Consider the following 22,511-nt stretch of genomic DNA (forward strand, 5'->3'; position numbering starts at 1 on the left):
TGTACCCATAGACAACAACGCAGTCGAAAACCAGATTCGGCCGTGGGCACTTGGACGTTCCAACTGGTTGTTTGCCGGGTCGCTTCGCAGCGGCACGCGGGCGGCGGCGATCATGAGTTTGATCCAATCGGCGCGCATGAATGGGCACGATCCGTATGCCTATCTCAAAGATGTGCTGACGCGGTTGCCGACGCAGCGAGCGAGTGAGATTGAGCAACTGCTGCCGCATCAGTGGGTATCTGCCTAAATCGTGCAAGGTGACTTCGGCGGACGCTTACACTTACCCGCCTCTTTCGCAACGTCAAACGTCATGACATTTCCATAAAGCTCGATTGAAAGGCTGCCATCCTTGAAGGTTTCTCCATCGACAATCGACGCCAGCGATTCGATTTTGACGGACGGCAGATCCTCTACGAGGTTTCGGAGCATGTTATGCAACTCGGCAAGGTCCTTGTTGAACGAATTCAAAGCGCTGTTACGGGTAGCGGCTGCTGTTTCAATCTCGCGGTCGCGTTCTTTTATTTTTTGAATCAGGCGAGCTTTTGCGTCCATGTGCAGGTCTCCGATGGCTTTGAGCTAGCATCGTAACCACGAGCACGTGCAGGGTAAAGACTTCAGTCGCGACTCTGCCTACTTTTGAGCTATTAGGTCTCCGGAGCGCAACTCCACAGGCTGCTCAACAAGCAGGTATAGCGCCTCGATGGAGACAGGTTGGAGCGCCTTCAATCGCTCGACGCCCAGAACAAGCCTTCTGCACGGAGGCCGGCTCGCTCTGCTTCATCGCTTGTCGTGGCGCGCTTGATTGTGGCTAGCAGATGATCCAGCTCCTGGCGAACAGCGGCAGGCATAACGAGGTCGTCGGTGGTCATGGCAGTCACACTTTTGAAAGGCTAAGGAGATAGTCGGCGGTCAAGAGCTCGTACCACTTTTTGTACCAATCAGTGTCCCAACAGGGGTTTTCAGGGTGTTCTGACTGCGCTGGGACGCCCCTTTAAGCGCATTCTTCTTACACCAGCTACGCACGGCAGGATCGGGCTGAGCGGAAAGTCTGCTCAGAAAAGCGATCTGGCCCACTGCCACGCAGCTTCGTATTTAACGATCGCCCCCAGGATCGCACCTATCAGGATGAAACCGCTGACCACCGGGTGTGATTTCAGCCATTCGATCACAGCAACTGGATGCACTCCCACCCGATCTAGCCAGGACGCCTTAGTGACTAGGTCGCCTTTGTGCGTTCTCTCGAAGAAATTGGCAAACATATCCAACTTCCGCAGCGTTGAACGATGCATTTTCAAAAAGTCTCCCGTGACGAAGGCCGCTGCTTCCTCCTTGCCGCTGAGAGCATCTTTATCGGTAACTTTGTTGAGCTCGGCCAAGCTCATAATGCGCCCGCTTCTACCCTTACTGTCTTCATGAGGAGCGTACTTTTTACCGAACAGATCGACTAGAACCCTCGCTAGGTCCACTTTCTTGTCGTCTTGTAGCTCATATGGAACGCCCTTCAGGACTCTGTATCTGTGCTCCAAAGCATAGAATCCGAAATGCTCGTCTCGCATGTTCCAGTGGATGAATCGGCAGCCGCTATGCTGCTCTAGAAACGTGAAATAACCATCGAGCATCGACTTTTCATAACGGTCCAGATTCTCATGCATCGACTCCAGCTGGCCGTCCAGCTCCGCGGACTTATGAAGAGACCAAGAGCTGGTCTGCCCGGTCTTCAGATTTCGCACGGCAATCGACGTCACCCTTTTCGACGCGCCAGTCGATCCCTCATAGAAGGATTCACACGAATAATGGATCACGTATACGCGGGTTGAGTCTTGAAATAGGGCATTGATCAGCTCCCTGCTTTCCTTGCGTTGCTTTACTCGATCTATTTCGGCGCCCACTTCCATCCCCTAGAAGCCGCCAGCTGTCATTAAGCTGGCATTACGGAGCCAAAACAGCCCCAAATGACACAAAAAAAGCACTTGCGATGATCGCTAAGTGCTTGACTTGTAATGCTTGTGTGGTGGAGCCGGGGGGATTTGAACCCCCGTCCGCCAGTACTCCGCTTTCGGGCCTACATGCTTAGCCGTGTCTATTAAGTTAACCCTCAGCGACCCGACGGGCAGGGTGCTTTGGGCGAGCTGTGTAAGTTTTAGCCGATTCGTCCACAGCGTACTGCACGGCGATCCTGTTCTGTATGACAATCATTTTGGGTTTACAGGCATCCCCTGATGATTGCTGGAGCCGAAGCTACCAGAAGGAAGGCTAGCGCCGCTTACGCAGCGAGAGCTTGTTCCCCGTAGGTTTCGTCATTGGCAACTATAGAAAGTTGCAACAGTGGATTTACGACTTCTGTTACCAAGTCGGCATGCCCCTAGAGTTTCATCACCGGCGTCGAATCCTAATCGGCCCCAATTCTGCTGCTTTAGCAGTCAGGCCGCGGAGTGTACCCGAATCAATGGGATACGTCGACCTTCAACCTGCACGCGGTGGTATGGCCGGCTTGTGCCGGCCGAGCCGCGTTGTTACTTCGCTGCGCCGCCTTCGCTGCCGGAGCCGAGACGTTTCAGCTCGGCGATAGCCTTGGTGGTGGTTTCGATACAGGCTTTGTCGTCGCCAGCTTTTTGCTGAGCCAGGCCTTTATCGTAGGCTGACTCGCTTTCGTCCTTGGTGTCTGCGCCCAGGTTGGATGACGAGGATTTCTGAGCATCCTTTAGCGTCTGCAGATTTGCGCCGCACAGGTCGTCAGCAGCGAATACAGGGGACCCCAACAGTGCAGCGGTAAGGAACAAGCCAGTCAATGCTGTGCGCTTCATGTGTATCTCCTTGAGCCTGTGGACTCGGTGTAGCCGCTCTATGGGGCGGTCTCCGAGATAGAGGAAAAAGCGCCCTCCGGTCGTGGCGCTTAAAGAGATGGACTGCGGGCCAGTGCCGGGGTTCTATTTATTTTGCAGCTAATGTGAAAAAGCCATATTGCAGGATGTGTCGGCAAAAATGGGGCGAACGTCGCCCCATTTGTGTGCATCAAGCCGGTCTTGGCCGAGTGACACGGTCCACGAGATAGACCAGTCCGTGGTAGTCGATTCCGCCATGCCGGGTGAGGCCGATTTCACAGGTACGGCTGGTGGAAATGCCCTCGCTGCAACGCTGCACGGCACCTTTCAAAGTGCGCAGTGAGTGGGCATTCAGCTCGGGTGTGGTGAAACCCTTGTCGCCCGCAAAGCCGCAGCAATGAATGCCTTCGGGAATGACGACATTGACGCTGCACAATCGCGCCAGTTCGATCAGCGCCTGGCTTTCGCCGAGGTGTTGGGTGCTGCAGGTGACATGCACCGCAACGGCCTCCTGTTGAGGCGTGAAGACCAGTTTGTCGAGCAGGTGAGTGCGGATGAAACGCACAGGGTCGTAAAGGTCCAGGCGGGTTTCCTGGCGATCCTGAATCAGCCGCAGGGTGCATGGGCTGGTATCACAGTAAATCGGGTCCAGACCGCCGCGGCTCGCTTTGGTCAGCGCGGCGAGCAGCTGCTGGCGCTTCTGCTCAGCCTGCTCGGCATAGCCTTTTGACGCAAAGGGTTGGCCGCAGCACAGGCTGTCCTGATCCTCGGGGAACACCACCTGATAGCCGGCTTTTTCCAGCAGCCTGCGGGTTTTGTCCATCAGCGACATCTGTTCACGATCCGTCGCTGTCGGCCCCATGACCCGCGATACACAGGCGGCGAGGTACACCACACGCGGGCGCTGATCCTTGATCGGCGGGGTGAAATCAATCGCGTTTTCCGGTTGCGGTATGGCCGGGGTCCATTGCGGGAGACGATGGGATGAGGCTTGGGTCAGCGAGGCCGAGAGCTTGGCCAGTCTCGGCGCGCCTAACAACATGCGCGCGCCGTTGGCGGCATGCAGGGTGAGTCTCGCTCCCTTGAGTGCGGCGGTGAAGTGCCTGGCGAGCCATGTTGCGGCTTTGCCATGAGTGGCTTGCTGCCCGCGCAGTTTCTTCACCAGGTCTGCGGTATTGATCCCGACCGGGCAGCGTTGCGCGCAAAGACCGGTGGCGGCGCAGGTGTCGATGCCCTGGTATTGATAGTCGCGCTCCAGCTCGGTGGTGTCTGTGCCTGCGCGTTTCTTCGCCTGGATGTCACGCCACATGACGATGCGCTGGCGAGGGCTGAGGGTCATGCCTTTCGAGGGGCAGACCGGCTCACAGAATCCGCATTCGATGCACTTATCCACAAGCGCGTCGGCGGCAGGCATCGGCTTGAGATGCTTGAGGTGGATCTGTGGATCTGTGGATCTTCGCTGAGCACCACGTCCGGGTTGAGGATGCCGTTTGGGTCGAGCAGGCGCTTGAGTTGCCACATCAATCGGTAAGCATCGCTGCCCCACTCAAGCTCGACGAAGGGCGCCATGTTGCGGCCTGTGCCGTGTTCGGCCTTGAGCGAGCCGTTGAACTCCACCGCCACCAATTGGGTGACGTCGTCCATGAATGCCGAATAGCGCGCCACTGCTTGCGGGTCGTTGAAGCTCTGGGTGAAGACGAAGTGCAGATTGCCCTCCAGCGCGTGGCCGAACAGGATCGCTTCGTCGTAATGGTGTTTGTCGAACAGCTGGATCAGCCGGCGCACGCCGATGGCCAACTGTTCCACGGGGAAGGTCACGTCTTCGATGATCACCGTGGTGCCGGTTTCACGGACGGCGCCCACAGCCGGAAAAGTGTCCTTGCGAATCGCCCAGAGGCGGGCGTTTTCCAGCGGGTCTTCGGTGAAGTCGACCTGTTTCTCCACGGCAAAATGCGCGATCGAGCCCATGATCAGCGCAAGTTGTTCGTGCAACAGAGGCCGTGTAGCGGCGCGTGCTTCGATGAGCAGCGCGCAAGCATTTTCCGACAGTTCGCGTACAAAAGACGGCATGCCCGGCTTGTCTTGCACCGAGCGCATGCTGCGTCGGTCAAGCAACTCCACCGCAGACACCGGCTGGGTTTTCAGGACGGTCACCGCGTGACAGCAGGTTTCAACATCTGCGAACACGATCAGGGCCGAGGCTTTGTTGGGGTGATCAGGCACGGTGTCGTAGGTCACTGCGCTGATGAACCCTAGCGTGCCTTCAGAGCCGACCAACAAGTGGCTCAGGATATCCATCGGCTGGTCGAAGTCGACCAGGGCGTTGAGTGACAGACCGGTGGTGTTTTTCAGGCGGTATTTGTGGCGAATTCTTGCGGCGAGTGTTGCGTTGGCGCGCGTCTCGCGTCCCAGTTGTGCCAGACGCTCCAGCAGGTCTGCATGGCTGATACGAAAAGCCGCCACGCTATCGGTGTCTTCAGTGTCGACGCGGGTGCCATCGGCCAGCACCAGACGCATGCCGGCCAGCGTGTGATAGGTGTTCTGTGCGGTACCGCAGCACATGCCGCTGGAGTTGTTGGCGACGATACCGCCGATCTTTGCGGCATTGATCGAGGCCGGATCTGGACCGATCTTGCGTCCGAAAGGGGCCAGCCAGACATTGGCCTGCGCGCCGATCACGCCCGGCTGCAGACGAATCTGCTCGCCCTCGCGGCGGATTTCCCGGCCGTTCCAGTTATCACCAAGGACCAGCAACACCGAGTCGCTGAGGGCCTGGCCGGAAAGACTGGTACCTGCCGCGCGGAATGTCACAGGGACGCGGTCGATCTGCGCCAGTTTGAGCAGCGCTATCACTTCACCCTCGGATTCGACGCGGATCACCAGCTTGGGAATCAGCCGGTAAAAGCTGGCGTCGGTGCCGAAAGAAAGGGTCGATAACGGGTCATCGAACCGGCGTTCGGCGGGGATCAAGCGCTTTACATCGGACAGGAAGGCGGCGGGCAGGGTCATGCGGTGTTCCATTCAATCATCAGGTGGCGCCGCGGCATCTGACGTGCCGCATGCGTAGGGGCGATCAGGCCAGTTGTTCACGGACCAGTGAATCACGAGTGATTTCGCTGATGGATTTGGCACCGGTCAGCACCATTGCCACGCGCATTTCCTTCTCGAACAAATCCAGCAGATTTTTCACGCCTGCCTCGCCATGGGTGGCCAGGGCATAGATGAATGCGCGCCCGATCAGCACGGTATCGGCACCCAGTGCGATCATCCTCACCACATCCAGGCCGCTGCGAATGCCTGAGTCGGCGAGGATCTTCAGCTCGCCCTTCACCGCATCGGCGATGGCGGGCAGTGCCCGGGCGCTGGACAGCACGCCATCGAGCTGACGACCACCGTGGTTGGAAACGACGATACCGTCTGCGCCGAATTTCACGGCGTCGCGGGCATCTTCGGGATCAAGGATGCCTTTGATCAGCATCGAACCGTCCCAGGAGTCGCGGATCCATTCCAGGTCTTTCCATGAGATCGAGGGGTCGAAGTTGTTGCCCAGCCAGGCAATGTAATCCGTCAGCCCGGTGGGGTTGCCGCGATAGGCCGACACGTTGCCCAGGTCGTGGGGGCGGCCGTTGACGCCAACATCCCAGGCCCATTGCGGGTGAGTCATGGCTTGCAGGACGCGACGAAGCGGGCCGTTCTTGCCGCTCATGCCGGAGTGAAGATCCCGGTAGCGCGCACCGGGTACCGGCATGTCTACCGTAAACACCAGCGTCTTGACCCCGGCAGCCTTGGCACGCTCGAGGGCATTGCGCATGAAGCCGCGATCTTTTAGCACGTAAAGCTGAAACCACATGGGACGGTCGATGGCCGGAGCGACTTCTTCGATGGGGCAAAGCGACACCGTCGACAAGGTAAATGGAATGCCTTTGGCCGCCGCCGCGCGTGCAGCCTGCACTTCTCCGCGACGGGCATACATGCCGCACAGGCCGACTGGCGCCAGTGCCACGGGCATGCTCAGGGTTTCATTGAACAGGGTGGTCTGCAGGCTCAATTCGGACATGTTCTTCAGTACGCGCTGGCGCAGGGCAATGCTGGCGAGGTCCGAAACGTTGTGGCGCAGGGTGTGCTCAGCGTAGGCGCCGCCGTCCGCGTAGTGGAACAGGAAGGGCGGAAGTTTGCGTTGCGCGGCTGCGCGATAGTCGGTGGATGCGGAAATGATCATGGGATCTCGCAACGTTGAGTGAGCGGGGCAGCGGTCGGGCGCATACGGACGCGCCCGATGCTGCTCTCGTTAATGGACCAACATGCCGGTCAGCCAGTACGCCTGAACGTACGTGATGCAGCCGACGATAGCGGCGAAGAAGATGCTGTGCTTGAGGGTGAAGCGGAACAGGTCCGACTCTTTGCCGACCAGGCCGGTGGCCGCGCAGGCAACGGCAATCGATTGCGGTGAGATCATTTTGCCGGTCACGCCGCCGCTGGAATTGGCCGCCACCATCAACACGTCACTGACGCCCACCTGATGCGCGGTCGTCGCTTGCAGCGAGCCGAACAGAGCGTTGGATGATGTATCCGAACCGGTCAGGAACACGCCCAGCCAACCCAGAAACGGCGAAAAGAACGGGAATGCAGAACCCGTTGCCGCCAGCACGAGTGCCAGGGTGGTGGACATGCCCGAGTAGTTCATGACAAACGCGAACGACAACACCATGCCGATGGACATAATGGCCCAGCGCAGCTCGGTCAATGTCTCTTTGAAAGTGGTAAGGCCGGTTTTCACCCCGATGCGCAGGACGATCATTGCCAGTATTGCCGAAACCAGAATCGCGCTGCCCGTCGCTGCGAGCAGGTCGAATTTGTAAACGGCAGGCATCGCGACTGGATTGGCAACGATAGGCGCAACCTTCATTACCAGGTTGTCCAGGTGCGGCACCGGGAAACTCATGGTCAGTGCCTGCAACGCACCTCCTGCGGCGAACAGCGCCTTGAACGGCTTCAGCGTCCAGATCGTTACCACTGCGGTGAGAATCAGGAAAGGTGACCAGGCCTTGATGATGGTGGCGATGGAGTAGGGAGACTGGGTGGAGGTGCGTGGCTGTCCGAAGCCGCCCGGCGCACCGGCGATCACGCTCGCGCCACCTTCCGCACCGGCCGCTTGCGTGACTGCGGCGCGGGCCGGTTGCCAGACCTTGAGAAAGCAGGTCAGCGAGATCAGGCTGACCAGTGCCGAGGTGATGTCTGGCAGTTCCGGGCCGATGAAGTTGGAGGTCAGGAACTGCACAATGGCAAAGCTGCCACCCGCCACCAACGCCGCTGGCCAGGTTTCTTTGACACCTTTCATACCGTCCATCATGAACATCAGCCAGAACGGCACGAACATCGACAGCAGCGGCAACTGGCGGCCTGCCATCGCGCCGATTTTAAAGGCGTCGATCCCGGAAACCTGACCCGCCACGATGACCGGGATCCCCAGTGCGCCGAATGCTACCGGCGCGGTGTTGGCGATCAGGCACAGCCCTGCCGCGTACAGCGGGTTCAACCCCAGACCCACCAGCAAGGCTGCAGTGATCGCCACGGGCGCACCGAAGCCTGCCGCGCCTTCCAGAAAGGCACCGAAGCAGAAGCCGATGAGCAAGACCTGCAAGCGCTGGTCGTCAGTGATCGACATGACCGAGCTGCGGATGATCTCGAACTGGCCACTTTTGACGGTGAGTTTGTAGAGGAATACCGCCGCGACAATGATCCACGCGATGGGCCACAGACCGTAGAGGAAGCCGTAGATCGCCGAGGCAATGGCCATGTCGGCTGGCATCTGAAACGCAAGGATCGCGATCAGCACCGCGAGCACGAGGGTGATGGTACCCGCCACGTGCCCTTTTAGCCGGAACACTGCCAGTGCCAGAAAGAAGAACACGATGGGAATCACTGCAACCAGTGCCGAAAGGCCCAGGCTGCCGAAAGGTGTGTAGAGCTGTTGCCAGGTTTGCATGTTGGAGGCCCCTAGTTGTTTTTGGTTAGGCCCGGTGTCCATGTCGTACGTGCGCGGCTCCTGCAAGCGACGACTGAATGCCTGTCGTCCTGCGGGCGCTGACGAACGAGTCGCACAGCTCACCAGCTCAAGCCGATCACCGCCGTGACTGGCTTGCGGCGGGGAGGTCGATAGCCACCTGTCGCCGGCATCTGTAAATTGGTAATACCAATTTACAATGTCTTGGCGCTAGGTTAAAAGCCTCGGCGTTGGCGTGTCAATTTATGGCACTAAAACTTTTGTAGTACATGCTCGGTTGGGTGTCTGAGTTGGCTATTTGTTCTGCCTCTGCCGCGTGAACGTCTGTGCACAATCAGTGAAAAATATGTGCCCCCGCTGCATGTCAGGGGGGCTACCGGGGATGTGGGGTGAAGAGGTATGGGCTTTGATCAGGTGCGTCAGCGGCGTTTGTCTGACGATATTGTCGAGCAGCTCGAAAGAATGATTCTGGAAGGCACGCTGAGGGCGGGAGGACGCTTGCCAGCCGAGCGCGCGCTGGCCGAGCAGTTCGGCGTGTCGCGTCCTTCCCTGCGTGAGGCCATTCAGAAACTGACCGCCAAGGGCCTGCTGGTCAGCCGTCAGGGCGGTGGCAACTACGTCGTGGAGAGCCTGGGTTCAACGTTTAGCGATCCGCTGCTGCATCTTTTGGAAAGCAGTTCGGACGCGCAACGTGACCTGCTGGAATTTCGCCATACCCTTGAGGCGTCGTGTGCCTATTACGCCGCGATTCGCGCCACCGATGTCGATCGTACTCGGCTACGCGAAGCGTTCGATACCCTGCAGGACTGCTACAGCAGGGTCGATGAGGTAAGCCGTGCGGAAGAAGGCGCGGCCGATGCGAACTTTCATCTCGCCATTGCCGAAGCCAGCCACAATGCTGTGCTGCTGCACACCATTCGCGGGCTGTTCGATCTGCTCAAGCGTAACGTGGTGACAAACATCGGAGGGATGTACAAGCAGCGTGCGGAGACCCGCGACATGCTGATCAATCAGCATCGCGAGTTGTACGCGGCGATCATCGAAGGGCGTGCGGACGACGCTCGTGAGGTATCGAGTCGTCATTTGCTGTATGTGCAGGAGGTGCTTGAAGAGGTCCGCCAGCAGGTTGAGCGAACTGCCCGGGCCGAGCGGCGTAACGGGATTTGATGTGTCTCCAGCTGTGAGCTGAACATGTGGGAGTGAGCTTGCTCACGAAAGCGTAGTTACAGCCGCTGGCGACGTTTTGACTGTGTTTTTCTATGCGTGAGCACGCGCACTCCCACAGATTCTGAGTGATTCAGAACCTGTGAGTGATGCGTGACACATCAGTCGTCCTTGCCCTTGGTGCGCACAGCACGTTGCAACTCGCGATCGGAATCGCGCTCGCGCTCGGTGTGGCGCTTGTCGTATTCCTTCTTACCCTTGCCCAGCGCAATCTCGCACTTGATCAAGTGCTGCTTCCAGTAAAGGGAGAGCGCGACGGACGCATAGCCTTTTTGCGAAACAGCCGTGATGAGCTTGTCCAGCTCACGCTTGTTGAGCAACAGTTTACGGGTGCGTGTCGGGTCAGCGATGACGTGGGTACTGGCTGTGGTCAACGGCGAGATATGGCAACCCATCAGCCAGGCCTCACCGTCCTTGAGCAGCACGTAACTGTCCACCAACTGCACCTTGTTGGCACGCAGGCTTTTTACTTCCCAACCGGCCAGGACCAGACCGGCCTCGAACTTGTGTTCGATGAAGTAATCGTGTCGCGCCTTTTTATTCTGCGCGATGGTCCCTGTGGGATGTTTCTTGAGCTTGGCCATAGGCGACGCATTATAGGGATCAACGCGGCTCTAGGCTATGGGCTGCGCTCCTCTAAAGCTACGTGCTTGAGCACGATGAGCGAATCCCGGACAATGCGCGATCTTTTTTGCGTGTTGGGCGTGTCAACGATGTCGACGGACAAGGTTTCAGTCCACGGTAGCTGGGCGAGTCGCTGGGTATTCATTCTGGCCGCCACAGGCTCTGCGGTGGGGTTGGGCAGTATATGGAAATTCCCCTACATGGTCGGCGTCTACGGCGGCGGCGCGTTCGTGATCGTGTTTCTGGCATGCATCGCGCTGATCGGTATTCCGGTGATGATGGCCGAGACCCTGATTGGCAGGCGTGCCCGGCAAAGCCCGGCCAACGCCTTGAAGGTCCTGGCGCTGGAAGCGGGTCATTCGAGCAAATGGTCTTGGGGTGCGTTTGCCGGAATGATCACCGCGCTGTTGATTCTTTCTTTTTATAGCGTGGTGGGCGGCTGGTCGCTGGAGTACATCGTCGATGTTGGCAAGGGCGATTTCCATGCAGTGACGCCTGACGGTGTCGGCGCCTTTTTCGCTGAGATGATTGCCGACCCTTGGCGTCTGGTGGCGTGGCACACGCTGTTCATGCTGCTGTCGGCAATCACGATCGCCAAGGGCGTCAACGCAGGTCTGGAGCGCAGCTTGCGTGTCCTGATGCCGCTGCTGTTCCTGCTGATGCTGATCCTGCTGGGCTACAGCCTGACAACCGGGCACTTTATGGAAGGCGTGCATTTCATGTTCGACTTCAAGCCGGAAAAAATCATGGATGGCCTGCTGCCGGCCATGGGTCACGCGTTCTTCTCACTGAGTGTCGGCGTGGGCTCGATCATGATCTACGGCGCTTACATGACCAAGGAGGCGTCGATCAGTGCGACCGTAGTCGGTGTGGCGCTGCTGGACACCTTTGTTTCGCTGCTGGCCGGCCTTGCACTGTTCCCGATCGTCTTCGCTGCAGGCCTGAACCCTGGCGAAGGGCCTGGCCTGATGTTCGTCACCTTGCCTTACGCGTTTGGTAACGTGGCCTTCGGCACCGTAATGGGTGTGTTGTTCTTCATTCTTGTCGCTGTAGCAGCGTGGAGCTCGGCGATTTCGCTGCTGGAACCGATGGTGGCGTATCTGGTGGAGCGTACGAAGGTACGCCGCGGCTGGGTAACCTTCTGGCTGTCTTTCATCTGCTGGTTCGTGGGCTTGGGGACGGTGTTTTCGTTCAACATCTGGAAACAGGCGAAATTTTTCGTGAACGAAGGCGGTATCTTTCACCTCTACCAGTGGGGTGCGACGGCGGGGCTGGACTTCTTTGGCGTGATCGATTTCTTCACGTCCAGGATCATGCTGCCGCTGGGTGGATTGTGTTTTGTGATTTTCGCAGGTTGGGTGATGGGGCGTGAGGCAGTGCGCGACGAATTGTCGGTACGCAGCCCGGCTCTGTTCGCTTTGACGTTCTTTTTGATGCGCTACGTGGCGCCGATCGGCATTCTGATTGTATTTGCCGCTCAGCTTTGGAAATAACGCTGACATGACTACGCATATTCAACGTTCGGCTCTTTTGCCCTACCCGGCACAGGCGCTGTATGACCTGGTCAACGATGTAGCCCGCTATTCGGAGTTTCTGCCGTGGTGCTCCGGCGCTACCGTTCTCGACCAGAGCGACACGTCCATGCGTGCACGGGTCGAAGTGGCAAAGGGCGGGCTGAGTCAGCATTTTGTCACTCGCAATACGCTGACACCGGGGCAGACCATCGAGATGAATCTTGAGGAAGGGCCGTTCAGCCAACTGCATGGTGTCTGGACGTTCAAGGCTTTGAACGAGAAGGCCTGCAAGATCAGTCTCGACCTGTCCTTCGACTATTCCGGCTCTATCGTGCGTGCAACGCTCGGACCTCTGTTCAATCAGGCTGCCAATACCCTGGTCGATGCTTTTTGCCAGCGCGCCAAAGAGTTGCATGGCTGAGCCGAAGATCGTCGTCGAAGTGGTGTATGGGACAGCTGAGCGCCAGGAGCTGATTGCGCTTGACGTGCCTGCCGGAACGACCGCGCTGGAGGCTGTCCAGCTTTCGGGTATGGCCCGGCGTTTTCCAGAGCTGGATCTTACCCAGTGCCCTCTCGGTATTTTTGGCCAGGTTTTAACGGCTCCTGAGATACGGCGTCTTGAATCCGGTGACCGGGTGGAACTCTACCGACCGCTGTTTGCCGACCCAAAAGAAGTACGCCGCCTACGTGCACAGAAGGCTGCGCTGGCGAAAAAGCAGGCCAGATCGATTTAAATTTTGCATCGGCTCGATTTGGCAGACGTAAAAAAACCCGGCATTGCCGGGCTTTTTAGTGCTGCTGATTTGGGGAAGCAGCGAGGATCAGCGTGGATCGGTATCCAGCGGTTCCTGAGTCGGGACTGGAACGGTTTCGACTTTGTCGACGTCGTTCTGGATTTGCTCAAGCAGGGAGCCAGGCTTCGGCGGCTCTTCCTTCTGAGGCTGATCGCCTTTGTTTTCGGGGGCTACAGTGGTGTCGCTGCCTTTTCCGAGGATGGCCTCGTCGCGGCTTACACCTGGCTTGAAGTCGCCGGAAAGGCTGGCCAACTGATCGCTACCGTCGAAGATCAGGCTGACCCGTTCCTGCTGGCGCTCACCCCCACCTGGCTGAAGGCTGTACAGGTAGTCCCAGCGATCAGGGTGAAAGGTGTCGCTCAGCAAGGGGTTGCCCATGATAAACCGTACTTGCCGTCGGGTCATTCCCGGACGCAACTGGTCTATCATGTCCTGCGTGACGACATTGCCCTGTTGGATGTCGATTTTATAAACCCCGGGGAATGAACAACCGGCGAGTGCGAGCAGTCCCACGAAGGTGAAACTGGTTAGCAAGAGCTTGGTGTTTTGCATCGGTGGGCGACTTCCACTATCTTGGCTGGGACAACGTAAACCCCGATCATACCTGCATTAAGAGAAGCTGCGAAGCAGCGTCTGCGAGAAAGCTGACCATGGTTGAAAATAGCGAACTACGCAAAGCTGGACTAAAAGTGACCCTGCCGCGGGTGAAGATCCTTCAAATGCTCGATTCTGCAGAGCAGCGCCACATGAGTGCGGAGGACGTCTACAAGGCGCTTATGGAGGCCAACGAAGACGTCGGTCTGGCAACGGTTTACCGCGTTTTGACTCAGTTCGAAGCAGCCGGGTTGGTGGTACGCCACAACTTCGACGGCGGTCATGCCGTGTTCGAGCTGGCCGATGGAGGCCACCACGACCATATGGTCAACGTGGAGTCCGGTGAGGTGATCGAGTTTTTCGACGAAGAAATCGAAAAGCTGCAGAAAGCCATTGTGGTCAAGCACGGCTTCGAGCTGGTGGACCACAATCTGGTGCTCTACGTACGCAAGAAAAAAGCGTAAGTTTTTTTCTGATACACAAGAAAGGCGACCCTGTGGTCGCCTTTCTTGTTTCAGATGCATGCATCTGATGGGCAGCGTTATGAAGCCTAGAGTGGCAGCGTGTTGGCGAGACGGGTGGATCAGTTGCCCGACTCGCGTAATACATTCAATGAAAGCGTCTCAGGACCTTGCCGCCACGACCATTTTTTTGGCATGAGCCAGCGATTCCTTGGTCAGATCGATCCCGCCCAGCATCCTCGCCACTTCTTCCACCCTTTCGCTCTTGCTGAGTTTGGAAACTGCTGTGCGCGTGGCTTCTTCTTCGCGAACCTTGTGCACGAACAAATGCTGGTGACCCTGTGCAGCCACCTGCGGCAAGTGAGTAACGGTCATGACCTGACCGCGTTCGCCCAGTCGACGCAGTAACTGCCCGACAATCTCTGCAGTCGGACCACCGATACCGACATCCACTTCGTCGAACACCAGGGTTGGAATACGGGAAGTCTGTGCAGTGATCACCTGGATCGCCAGGCTGATTCGCGACAGCTCGCCGCCCGATGCCACTTTTGCCAGTGCCTTCAGTGGTTGGCCGGGGTTGGCGCTTACCAGCAGTTCAACCTGTTCGAGGCCGTTAGGCGACAGCTCTTTGTCGACGTTTTTGCGCAGCTCAATATTGAAGCGTCCGCCGGGCATGCCCAGTCGCTGGATTTCATGTTCCACCGCATGCGCCAGTTCCGGTGCTGCGCGATGACGCAGGTCGCTCAATTCGCGGGCCTTTTCCTGATAGTGTCGGGCGTAAGAAGCCAGCTCATGCTCAAGGCGCTCAATGGCTTCGTCGTTGGCATTCAACGTTTCGATTTCGTCCAGCAGCTTCTGATGCAGCGCCGGAACTTCAGTCGGCTGTACCCGGTGCTTGCGCGCCAGCGTATAGATGGTGTCCAGTCGTTCTTCGATCTGTTGCAGGCGCGCCGGATCTGCCTCGAAGCGATCCAGAAAACGGTTGATCTCGCCGACCGCTTCCTCGACCTGAATCTGCGCACTGGAAAGCAGATTGGTCGCCTCGTTCAGCGCATCCGGCGAGTTGTTCACACTGGTCAGACGATTAAGGCTGGCCGTCAGCGCATTCAGCGCGTTGCCTGAGTCGCTTTCGCTGCATAGCTCGACCACTTGGCGGCAAATACCGAGCAGGCTTTCGGCGTTGGTCAGCGTCGCGTGTTCCTGTTCGAGCAACTCCAGTTCGTTCTCACCCAGGCTCACGCCTTCGAGTTCTTCGAGCTGATAGCTGAGCAACTGGTGTTTGGCACGCTGTTCATCGCCGGAGTTGGATAGGCGCTCCAGTTCGTGACGGGTCTGACGCCAGCGCTGAGCTGCCAAATGAACCTGACGCGCAAGGTCGGTGGCGCCAGCGTATTCGTCCAGCAGGCGGCGATGAGTGTCGGTCTTGAGCAGGGACTGATGTTCGTGCTGGCTGTGGATGTCGATCACCAGTTCGCCCAGCGCTTTCAGATCGCCCTGAGGGCATGGAGTGCCATTTATATAGGAGCGTGAGCGACCTTCGGCGGTGATGACTCTGCGCAGGATGCACGGCCCGTCGGTTTCCAGGTCACGCTCGGCAAGCCAGGCGCGAGCTTCAGGAATGTCGGCAACATCGAAGGTGGCCAGGATATCGGCCTTGTCGGCACCCGGTCTCACTACGCCGCTGTCAGCGCGATCACCCAGGGTCAGACCCAGGGCGTCGAGCATGATCGACTTGCCGGCCCCGGTTTCCCCGGTGATGACGCTCATGCCGCGATCCAGTTCGAGATCGAGGTGTTCCACGATAGCGTAGTTATGTATGGACAGGTGCAGCAGCATAAGGGCGGCTCCCAAGCGATTTGTCTGGTTATTTATACAGTGTTTTGCGGTGGACTGACAATGCCCCTTCTGGTAACGATTTGACAGGCGGTAAAAAATTTTTAGCACCGATCCAGCGTTTTGGCGGCTTCCACCCAAGGCGAGCCTAGTCGGCAAATTTGTAGGGTTATTCGCCTTCTCCTGCAACCAAACCCCTTGAAGCGGAAAATTACGACCCCATATAGCCGGCAGAAGCGTGAGTCGAGCTCACGGAAGTAATTGGAAGGAGAGAACTATGGCTGACGAACAGAACCCGGATACGCAGGCTCAGGATCATGCTGCCGACGTCGCGAATTCCGGAGAAGATTTGGCAACTCGCGTGCGAGGGCTCGAAGAGAAACTGGCTGCCGCCACGGACCAGTCTCTGCGTGTCGCTGCGGATCTGCAAAACGTCCGCCGCCGTGCAGAGCAGGACGTGGAAAAGGCCCACAAATTCGCTCTGGAAAAGTTCGCTGGTGATCTGCTGCCGATTGTCGACAGCCTGGAGCGTGGCCTGGACCTGTCCAGCCCGGATGACGAGAGCATCCGACCGATGCGTGAAGGCATCGAACTGACCCTGAAAATGTTTGGCGACACCCTCAAGCGTTATCAGCTGGAAGCCATCGACCCGCATGGCCAGCCGTTCAACGCCGAACATCATCAGGCAATGGCGATGCAGGAAAGCGCTGATGTCGAGCCGAACAGCGTGCTGAAAGTGTTTCAGAAGGGTTATCAGCTTAACGGTCGTTTGTTGCGCCCGGCCATGGTCGTGGTCAGCAAGGCGCCATCGCCAGCAGCGCCATCAATTGACGAGCAGGCTTGAAATCAGCTGAGTGGCCCCCATTAAAAGGCCATGCATTAAAAAATTACCGCAATTTGTAAACGCAGTTGCGGCAACCTAATTAAGTTTCTGGAGAATCAAGACATGGGCAAGATTATCGGCATCGACCTGGGGACCACCAACTCCTGCGTTTCGGTTCTGGAAAACGGTGTTGCGAAGGTTATCGAAAACGCCGAAGGCGCTCGTACCACCCCTTCGATCATCGCTTACGCCAATGATGGCGAGACCCTGGTTGGTCAATCGGCCAAGCGTCAGGCTGTCACCAATCCGCACAATACGTTGTACGCGGTCAAGCGTCTGATCGGTCGCAAGTTCGACGAAGAAGTCGTGCAGAAAGACATCAAGATGGTGCCTTACACCATTGCCAAGGCCGATAACGGTGACGCTTGGGTCTCGGTCAACGACAAGAAAATGTCGCCTCCTCAGATTTCTGCGGAAATCCTGAAGAAGATGAAAAAGACTGCTGAAGACTACCTCGGTGAGGCCGTCACCGAAGCCGTCATCACCGTTCCGGCCTACTTCAACGACAGTCAGCGTCAGGCAACCAAAGACGCTGGTCGGATCGCTGGTCTGGACGTAAAACGCATCATCAACGAACCTACTGCAGCTGCTCTGGCTTACGGTATGGACAAGGCGAAAGGCGATCACACCGTCATTGTTTATGACCTGGGTGGCGGTACTTTCGACGTTTCGGTCATCGAAATCGCTGAAGTTGACGGCGAGCACCAGTTCGAAGTGTTAGCCACCAACGGCGATACCTTCCTGGGTGGTGAGGACTTCGACATTCGTCTGATCGACTACCTCGTGGACGAATTCAAGAAAGAAAGCGGCATGAGCCTCAAAGGTGACCCGCTGGCCATGCAGCGCCTGAAAGAAGGTGCTGAGAAAGCCAAGATCGAGCTGTCTTCCAGCCTGCAGACTGACGTGAACCTGCCTTACATCACCGCAGACGCCACTGGTCCTAAGCACTTGAACGTGAAAATCTCCCGCGCCAAGCTTGAAGCGCTGGTAGAGGATCTGGTTCAGCGCACCATCGAGCCTTGCCGCATCGCGCTGAAAGACTCGGGTATCGACGTTAGCGCCATCAACGACGTGATCCTGGTCGGTGGTCAGACCCGTATGCCACTGGTTCAGAAAACAGTGACCGAATTTTTCGGCAAAGAAGCCCGCAAGGACGTCAACCCTGACGAAGCGGTCGCGATGGGTGCTGCGATTCAAGGTGCGGTACTGGCCGGTGATGTGAAAGACGTTCTGCTGCTGGACGTCAGCCCGTTGACATTGGGTATCGAAACCATGGGCGGCGTTATGACTGCGCTGATCGAGAAAAACACCACGATTCCTACCAAGAAATCGCAAGTGTTCTCGACCGCCGATGACAACCAGAGCGCTGTGACCATTCACGTTCTGCAGGGCGAGCGTAAGCAAGCCACTCAGAACAAATCGCTGGGCAAGTTCGATCTGGCCGAGATTCCGCCATCTCCACGCGGTGTGCCTCAGATCGAAGTGACTTTCGACATCGACGCCAATGGCATCCTGCACGTCGGCGCGAAAGACAAGGCCACCGGCAAGACTCAGTCGATCGTGATCAAAGCCAACTCGGGTCTGTCGGACGAAGAAATCCAGCAGATGATCCGCGACGCGGAAGCGAACTCGGACGAAGACCGCAAGTTCGAAGAGCTGGCCTCTGCCCGTAATCAGGGTGATGCACTGGTCCACTCGACTCGCAAGATGGTCGCTGACGCTGGTGACAAGGTCACTGCCGAAGAAAAGACTGCCATCGAAGCTGCGCTGGTTGCACTGGAAGCTGCTGTCAAAGGTGAGGACAAGGCCGCCATCGACGCCAAGGTCGAAGAGCTGTCGAAAGTCTCCGCGCCAGTGGCTCAGAAAATGTACGCCGAACAAGCCGAGAAACCTGAAGACGGTGCACAGGCCGCGCAGGAAGAAAGCAAACCAGCTGACGATGTTGTCGATGCTGAGTTTGAAGAAGTGAAAGACCAGAAGTGATTGATCACAAGTAGGCGCAGGCTCACTTGATCGCCGGTTGACCGCTTTCGAGTAGTCGCTGGTAGGATGTCGCCGCGCGGGAGCTTGCTCCCGCGTTGGCGTGTCTGGAGCACCCAAATTTTCAAGGGTTTGCGACGTTGTTTCGCGGACTTTGCGGCAAAGCCTGATGCTCCTGCAATCGGGCTTGTTGTGCCGCTTTTTACCGGTCGATTGAAGGCCGTTGAACCAAGACCAGGATCGTTTAATTGACGTGAGTTGGGTCCGGGCCTGAAAGGGGCTCAACGAGTTCGACAAGCTCAGGAGGGTTATGTCGAACGTCCTCAAGAGTGCAGAAAACTTATGTCAAAGCGTGATTATTACGAAGTATTGGGGGTGGAGCGTGGCTCCAGTGAGGCGGACCTGAAAAAGGCGTACCGCCGGCTCGCCATGAAATATCACCCTGATCGCAACCCGGGCGACAAGGCCTCGGAAGATGCGTTCAAGGAAGCTAACGAAGCCTACGAAGTACTGTCCGACGCAAGTAAACGCGCGGCTTACGACCAGTACGGCCACGCCGGTGTGGATCAGGGCGGCGGCGGCGGATTCGGCGGCGGCGGCGCCAACTTCTCCGACATCTTTGGTGATGTCTTCAGTGACTTCTTCGGGGGTGGTCGTGCAGGTGGCGGTGGTCGTGGCGGCGCTCAGCGCGGCAGCGATCTGCGCTACACCCTGGAGCTGAATCTGGAAGAAGCGGTTCGCGGTACTACCGTGAGCATTCGTGTGCCAACGCTGGTCAATTGCAAGCCGTGCGATGGCAGCGGCGCGAAGAAGGGCTCGTCCCCGGTGACCTGCCCAACGTGCGGCGGTATTGGCCAGGTGCGCATGCAGCAGGGATTCTTCTCTGTACAGCAGACCTGCCCGCGCTGCCACGGTAACGGGAAAATCATTTCCGACCCTTGCGATTCCTGCCATGGCGAAGGCCGTGTCGAAGAATACAAAACCCTCTCGGTCAAAGTGCCTGCGGGTGTCGACACTGGCGACCGCATTCGTCTTTCCGGCGAGGGCGAGGCTGGCGTGCAGGGCGGTCCGACTGGCGATCTGTACGTCGTGATCAACGTGGCCGAGCACGCCATCTTCCAGCGCGACGGCAAGCACCTGTACTGCGAAGTACCTATCAGCTTTACCGATGCCGCGTTGGGTGGCGAGCTGGAAGTGCCGACCCTGGACGGTCGGGTCAAACTTAAGATTCCTGAGGGCACTCAGACCGGCAAGCAGTTCCGTCTGCGCGGCAAGGGCGTGGCGCCTGTGCGTGGTGGTGGGGCGGGCGACCTGATGTGCCGTGTTGCGGTGGAAACACCGGTCAATCTTGGCCGACGTCAGCGTGAGCTGCTCGAAGAGTTTCGCGCTTCGCTGGAAGGCGACAGCTCTCATTCGCCAAAGGCCAGCGGCTGGTTCGAAGGCGTGAAGCGTTTCTTCGGTGATCTCTAAGGAGCTGGGCATGCGGCGTATTGCTGTGATGGGTGCTGCCGGACGCATGGGCAAGCATCTGATCGAGGCGGTTCAAGAGCGCACACCGATGACGGGTTTAACGGCGGCGATCGTTCGTCCGGGTAGTACGATGATCGGGGCTGATGCAGGTGAGTTGGCCTCGCTGGGTCGCATCGGTGTGCAGTTGACCGGCAATCTGCAGCAGGTTGCGGATGAATTTGACGTCCTGATCGACTTCACGTTGCCAGAGGTGATGCTTAAAAACCTCGCGTTCTGCCGCAAGGCGGGCAAGGCGATGGTTATCGGCACCACAGGGCTGAATGCTGAGCAGAAGCGTTTGCTGGTTGAGGCGAGCAAGGATATTCCGATCGTCTTTGCGTCCAACTTCAGTGTCGGCGTCAACCTTTCATTCAAGCTGCTGGAGTTGGCGGCACGGGTGATGGGTGAGGACGCCGATATCGAGATCATCGAAGCGCATCACCGTAACAAGGTTGATGCGCCTTCCGGTACCGCAGTCAGCATGGGCGAGGTAGTGGCCAAGGCATTGGGCCGTGACCTGAACAAAGTGGCGGTTTATGGGCGGGAAGGCCATACCGGTGCGCGCGAGCGCGACACGATCGGCTTCGCTACCGTACGTGGCGGTGACGTGGTCGGCGATCACACTGTTCTGTTCGCTGCAGAAGGCGAGCGTCTGGAAATCACCCACAAGGCGTCCAGCCGAATGACCTTCGCTAAAGGCGCAGTTCGTGCGGCACTGTGGCTCGATGGCAGACAGTCGGGGCTTTATGACATGCGGGACGTGCTCAACCTGCATTGAGCCATGTGACAGCGGGTAGAAGAGGTGCTTTACCTGTATCCTGCCCGCAGTTTCTCGCCGTCACGCGATGTCCTGTCGCATTCTCCAGTCTTAAAGACGTTTTAGCGGTGGATTAGAAAAGCCTTTTTCTGTAAGCTACAGCTTTAGTGTGTCCACTAAAAGCGCGCAGAGAATTCGATGAAAAAAGCGGGGTGACGTGTCCATACGTCATTCCGCTTTTTTACAACCTGCGATCGCCCTTTCAGGCTTTATTACGGGAGGTCTTCTTGACTAAGCCAGCCATACTCGCCCTTGCTGATGGCAGCATTTTTCGCGGCGAAGCCATTGGAGCCGACGGTCAAACCGTTGGTGAGGTGGTGTTCAACACCGCAATGACCGGCTATCAGGAAATCCTTACCGATCCCTCCTATGCCCAGCAAATCGTCACTCTGACCTACCCTCACATCGGCAACACCGGCACCACGCCGGAAGACGCTGAGTCTGACCGCGTATGGTCGGCGGGTCTGGTGATACGCGACCTGCCATTGGTAGCGAGCAACTGGCGTAACAAGATGCCTCTGGCTGACTATTTGAAAGCCAACAACGTCGTCGCCATCGCCGGCCTCGACACTCGCCGCCTGACCCGCATTCTGCGTGAGAAAGGCGCGCAGAATGGTTGCATCATGGCCGGCGACAACATCTCCGAAGAAGCGGCCATCGCAGCCGCGCGCGGCTTCCCTGGCCTGAAAGGCATGGATCTGGCGAAAGAAGTCAGCACCAAAAAGACTTATGAGTGGCGGTCCAGTGTCTGGAGCCTGAAAACCGACAGCTGCCCGCAAATCGCCGCTGCCGATTTGCCGTACAACGTGGTGGCCTTCGATTACGGGGTGAAGACCAATATTCTGCGCATGCTGGTCGAGCGCGGCTGCCGCGTGACCGTGGTGCCTGCCCAGACCCCTGCCAGTGAAGTTCTTGCCCTCAATCCTGATGGCGTATTCCTGTCCAACGGCCCAGGTGATCCCGAGCCGTGCGATTATGCAATTCAGGCGATCAAGGATGTGCTACAAACCGAGATTCCGGTGTTCGGCATTTGTCTGGGACATCAGTTGCTGGCGCTCGCTTCCGGTGCCAAGACCGTCAAGATGGGCCATGGACACCATGGTGCAAACCACCCGGTGCAGGATCTGGACACCGGTGTGGTCATGATCACCAGTCAGAACCACGGTTTTGCGGTAGACGAAGCCACGTTGCCGAGCAACGTGCGGGCGATCCACAAATCGCTGTTCGACGGCACGCTGCAGGGCATCGAGCGTACGGACAAGGAGGCGTTCAGCTTCCAGGGGCACCCCGAGGCGAGCCCGGGCCCGAACGACGTAGCGCCGCTGTTTGATCGCTTCATCAAAGCCATGTCCAAGCGCCGCTGAGCAGCTGACTTGCGACTGTAGCGAGGAAGTGGCTGCGATGGCCGGACCTGATCCGACAGCCTCCCAGCCACCTCAGAGAATGTTCAAG

20 protein-coding genes, 1 other RNA gene and 1 pseudogene are annotated in these 22,511 nt (G+C 57.9%); 11 read left to right on the top strand and 11 right to left on the bottom strand.

Features of this window, described 5'->3' with window-relative positions; genetic code table 11:
- On the top strand, positions 1 to 247 hold a 247-nt coding region (locus tag EC915_RS20830; protein ID WP_133752404.1), incomplete at its 5' end, for a transposase domain-containing protein.
- Here EC915_RS20830 and EC915_RS20835 read toward each other — a convergent pair.
- The 8 genes and pseudogenes from EC915_RS20835 to EC915_RS20865 form a co-directional block, all read right to left on the bottom strand.
- Positions 244 to 552: a hypothetical protein gene (locus EC915_RS20835; RefSeq protein ID WP_133752405.1), complete on the bottom strand. Its 309-nt coding sequence runs from the start codon at positions 550 to 552 to the stop codon at positions 244 to 246. The two genes, EC915_RS20830 and EC915_RS20835, sit on opposite strands and share 4 nt — an antisense overlap.
- Positions 553 to 722: 170 nt before the next feature.
- Positions 723 to 869 carry a hypothetical protein gene (locus EC915_RS24905; protein ID WP_166651052.1) on the bottom strand — a complete coding sequence of 49 codons (147 nt, stop codon included), beginning with the start codon at positions 867 to 869 and terminating at the stop codon, positions 723 to 725.
- Positions 870 to 1,052: 183 nt separating this feature from the next.
- On the bottom strand, positions 1,053 to 1,895 hold the full coding sequence (locus EC915_RS20840; RefSeq protein ID WP_177413413.1) for a hypothetical protein: 843 nt from the start codon (positions 1,893 to 1,895) through the stop codon (positions 1,053 to 1,055).
- Between the two features lie 114 nt (positions 1,896 to 2,009).
- Positions 2,010 to 2,401: a transfer-messenger RNA gene (gene ssrA, locus EC915_RS20845) on the bottom strand.
- A 112-nt stretch (positions 2,402 to 2,513) separates the two neighbouring features.
- Positions 2,514 to 2,804: a hypothetical protein gene (locus EC915_RS20850; RefSeq protein ID WP_133752406.1), complete on the bottom strand. Its 291-nt coding sequence runs from the start codon at positions 2,802 to 2,804 to the stop codon at positions 2,514 to 2,516.
- 208 nt (positions 2,805 to 3,012) lie between these two features.
- Positions 3,013 to 5,831: pseudogene (locus tag EC915_RS20855) on the bottom strand (FAD-binding and (Fe-S)-binding domain-containing protein).
- Between the two features lie 64 nt (positions 5,832 to 5,895).
- A complete protein-coding gene (gene lldD, locus EC915_RS20860) occupies positions 5,896 to 7,041 on the bottom strand; it encodes an FMN-dependent L-lactate dehydrogenase LldD (RefSeq protein ID WP_133752407.1) in 1,146 nt (381 codons plus the stop codon).
- 69 nt (positions 7,042 to 7,110) lie between these two features.
- Positions 7,111 to 8,808 (bottom strand): lactate permease LctP family transporter, encoded by a 1,698-nt coding sequence (locus EC915_RS20865; RefSeq protein WP_133752408.1) that lies wholly within the window; start codon positions 8,806 to 8,808, stop codon positions 7,111 to 7,113.
- A 417-nt stretch (positions 8,809 to 9,225) separates the two neighbouring features.
- Here EC915_RS20865 and EC915_RS20870 point away from each other — a divergent pair, with 417 nt between their 5' ends.
- The gene (locus tag EC915_RS20870; RefSeq protein WP_133752409.1) at positions 9,226 to 9,993 is read left to right on the top strand and encodes a GntR family transcriptional regulator; all 768 of its coding nucleotides are present in this window, start codon (positions 9,226 to 9,228) and stop codon (positions 9,991 to 9,993) included.
- Between the two features lie 158 nt (positions 9,994 to 10,151).
- Here the strand turns inward: EC915_RS20870 and smpB are convergent, their stop codons facing one another.
- Positions 10,152 to 10,634, bottom strand: coding sequence for an SsrA-binding protein SmpB (gene smpB, locus EC915_RS20875; RefSeq protein WP_133752410.1), 483 nt, complete (start codon positions 10,632 to 10,634; stop codon positions 10,152 to 10,154).
- Positions 10,635 to 10,763: 129 nt separating this feature from the next.
- Here smpB and EC915_RS20880 point away from each other — a divergent pair, with 129 nt between their 5' ends.
- Genes EC915_RS20880 through EC915_RS20890 form a run of 3 tightly spaced genes read left to right on the top strand, consistent with a single transcriptional unit; the run spans position 10,764 to position 12,922 of the window.
- Complete coding sequence (locus tag EC915_RS20880; RefSeq protein ID WP_133752503.1) at positions 10,764 to 12,167, top strand: sodium-dependent transporter; 1,404 nt, start codon at positions 10,764 to 10,766, stop codon at positions 12,165 to 12,167.
- Positions 12,168 to 12,174: 7 nt separating this feature from the next.
- Positions 12,175 to 12,609 (top strand): type II toxin-antitoxin system RatA family toxin, encoded by a 435-nt coding sequence (locus tag EC915_RS20885; RefSeq protein WP_133752411.1) that lies wholly within the window; start codon positions 12,175 to 12,177, stop codon positions 12,607 to 12,609.
- A complete protein-coding gene (locus EC915_RS20890) occupies positions 12,602 to 12,922 on the top strand; it encodes an RnfH family protein (protein WP_133752412.1) in 321 nt (106 codons plus the stop codon). The genes EC915_RS20885 and EC915_RS20890 overlap by 8 nt, the downstream gene beginning before the upstream one ends.
- Positions 12,923 to 13,009: 87 nt before the next feature.
- On the opposite strand, the gene EC915_RS20895 is transcribed toward EC915_RS20890, so the two are convergent.
- Positions 13,010 to 13,534: an outer membrane protein assembly factor BamE gene (locus tag EC915_RS20895; RefSeq protein WP_133752413.1), complete on the bottom strand. Its 525-nt coding sequence runs from the start codon at positions 13,532 to 13,534 to the stop codon at positions 13,010 to 13,012.
- 98 nt (positions 13,535 to 13,632) lie between these two features.
- On the opposite strand from EC915_RS20895, the gene fur reads away from it, so the two are divergent.
- A complete protein-coding gene (fur, locus tag EC915_RS20900; protein WP_110951407.1) occupies positions 13,633 to 14,040 on the top strand; it encodes a ferric iron uptake transcriptional regulator in 408 nt (135 codons plus the stop codon).
- Between the two features lie 159 nt (positions 14,041 to 14,199).
- Here the strand turns inward: fur and recN are convergent, their stop codons facing one another.
- On the bottom strand, positions 14,200 to 15,873 hold the full coding sequence (gene recN / locus EC915_RS20905) for a DNA repair protein RecN (RefSeq protein ID WP_133752414.1): 1,674 nt from the start codon (positions 15,871 to 15,873) through the stop codon (positions 14,200 to 14,202).
- 274 nt (positions 15,874 to 16,147) lie between these two features.
- On the opposite strand from recN, the gene grpE reads away from it, so the two are divergent.
- The 5 genes from grpE to carA all read left to right on the top strand — a co-directional run bounded on the left by grpE (position 16,148) and on the right by carA (position 22,423).
- Positions 16,148 to 16,714: a nucleotide exchange factor GrpE gene (gene grpE / locus EC915_RS20910; RefSeq protein WP_133752415.1), complete on the top strand. Its 567-nt coding sequence runs from the start codon at positions 16,148 to 16,150 to the stop codon at positions 16,712 to 16,714.
- A gap of 102 nt (positions 16,715 to 16,816) precedes the next feature.
- Positions 16,817 to 18,736, top strand: a complete 1,920-nt coding sequence (gene dnaK, locus EC915_RS20915) for a molecular chaperone DnaK (protein ID WP_133752416.1) — start codon at positions 16,817 to 16,819, stop codon at positions 18,734 to 18,736.
- Positions 18,737 to 19,075: 339 nt separating this feature from the next.
- Positions 19,076 to 20,203, top strand: a complete 1,128-nt coding sequence (gene dnaJ, locus EC915_RS20920; RefSeq protein ID WP_133752417.1) for a molecular chaperone DnaJ — start codon at positions 19,076 to 19,078, stop codon at positions 20,201 to 20,203.
- A gap of 10 nt (positions 20,204 to 20,213) precedes the next feature.
- Positions 20,214 to 21,020 (top strand): 4-hydroxy-tetrahydrodipicolinate reductase, encoded by an 807-nt coding sequence (gene dapB / locus EC915_RS20925; RefSeq protein WP_133752418.1) that lies wholly within the window; start codon positions 20,214 to 20,216, stop codon positions 21,018 to 21,020.
- A 266-nt stretch (positions 21,021 to 21,286) separates the two neighbouring features.
- Positions 21,287 to 22,423: a glutamine-hydrolyzing carbamoyl-phosphate synthase small subunit gene (gene carA / locus EC915_RS20930; RefSeq protein ID WP_133752419.1), complete on the top strand. Its 1,137-nt coding sequence runs from the start codon at positions 21,287 to 21,289 to the stop codon at positions 22,421 to 22,423.
- Positions 22,424 to 22,511: the final 88 nt, after the last annotated feature.

It is taken from the genome of Pseudomonas sp. LP_7_YM (assembly GCF_004364435.1).
Taxonomy (GTDB): domain Bacteria; phylum Pseudomonadota; class Gammaproteobacteria; order Pseudomonadales; family Pseudomonadaceae; genus Aquipseudomonas.

Coding starts and splice junctions, on each gene's coding strand:
- EC915_RS20865 (WP_133752408.1), bottom strand. CDS start 8,808: ATGCAAACCTGGCAACAGCTCTACACACCTTTCGGCAGCCTGGGCCTT.
- EC915_RS20880 (WP_133752503.1), top strand. CDS start 10,764: ATGTCGACGGACAAGGTTTCAGTCCACGGTAGCTGGGCGAGTCGCTGG.
- dnaK (WP_133752416.1), top strand. CDS start 16,817: ATGGGCAAGATTATCGGCATCGACCTGGGGACCACCAACTCCTGCGTT.
- EC915_RS24905 (WP_166651052.1), bottom strand. CDS start 869: ATGACCACCGACGACCTCGTTATGCCTGCCGCTGTTCGCCAGGAGCTG.
- dnaJ (WP_133752417.1), top strand. CDS start 19,076: ATGTCAAAGCGTGATTATTACGAAGTATTGGGGGTGGAGCGTGGCTCC.
- EC915_RS20870 (WP_133752409.1), top strand. CDS start 9,226: ATGGGCTTTGATCAGGTGCGTCAGCGGCGTTTGTCTGACGATATTGTC.
- smpB (WP_133752410.1), bottom strand. CDS start 10,634: ATGGCCAAGCTCAAGAAACATCCCACAGGGACCATCGCGCAGAATAAA.
- grpE (WP_133752415.1), top strand. CDS start 16,148: ATGGCTGACGAACAGAACCCGGATACGCAGGCTCAGGATCATGCTGCC.
- fur (WP_110951407.1), top strand. CDS start 13,633: ATGGTTGAAAATAGCGAACTACGCAAAGCTGGACTAAAAGTGACCCTG.
- EC915_RS20885 (WP_133752411.1), top strand. CDS start 12,175: ATGACTACGCATATTCAACGTTCGGCTCTTTTGCCCTACCCGGCACAG.
- EC915_RS20890 (WP_133752412.1), top strand. CDS start 12,602: ATGGCTGAGCCGAAGATCGTCGTCGAAGTGGTGTATGGGACAGCTGAG.
- EC915_RS20835 (WP_133752405.1), bottom strand. CDS start 552: ATGGACGCAAAAGCTCGCCTGATTCAAAAAATAAAAGAACGCGACCGC.
- dapB (WP_133752418.1), top strand. CDS start 20,214: ATGCGGCGTATTGCTGTGATGGGTGCTGCCGGACGCATGGGCAAGCAT.
- lldD (WP_133752407.1), bottom strand. CDS start 7,041: ATGATCATTTCCGCATCCACCGACTATCGCGCAGCCGCGCAACGCAAA.
- recN (WP_133752414.1), bottom strand. CDS start 15,873: ATGCTGCTGCACCTGTCCATACATAACTACGCTATCGTGGAACACCTC.
- EC915_RS20895 (WP_133752413.1), bottom strand. CDS start 13,534: ATGCAAAACACCAAGCTCTTGCTAACCAGTTTCACCTTCGTGGGACTG.
- EC915_RS20840 (WP_177413413.1), bottom strand. CDS start 1,895: ATGGAAGTGGGCGCCGAAATAGATCGAGTAAAGCAACGCAAGGAAAGC.
- EC915_RS20850 (WP_133752406.1), bottom strand. CDS start 2,804: ATGAAGCGCACAGCATTGACTGGCTTGTTCCTTACCGCTGCACTGTTG.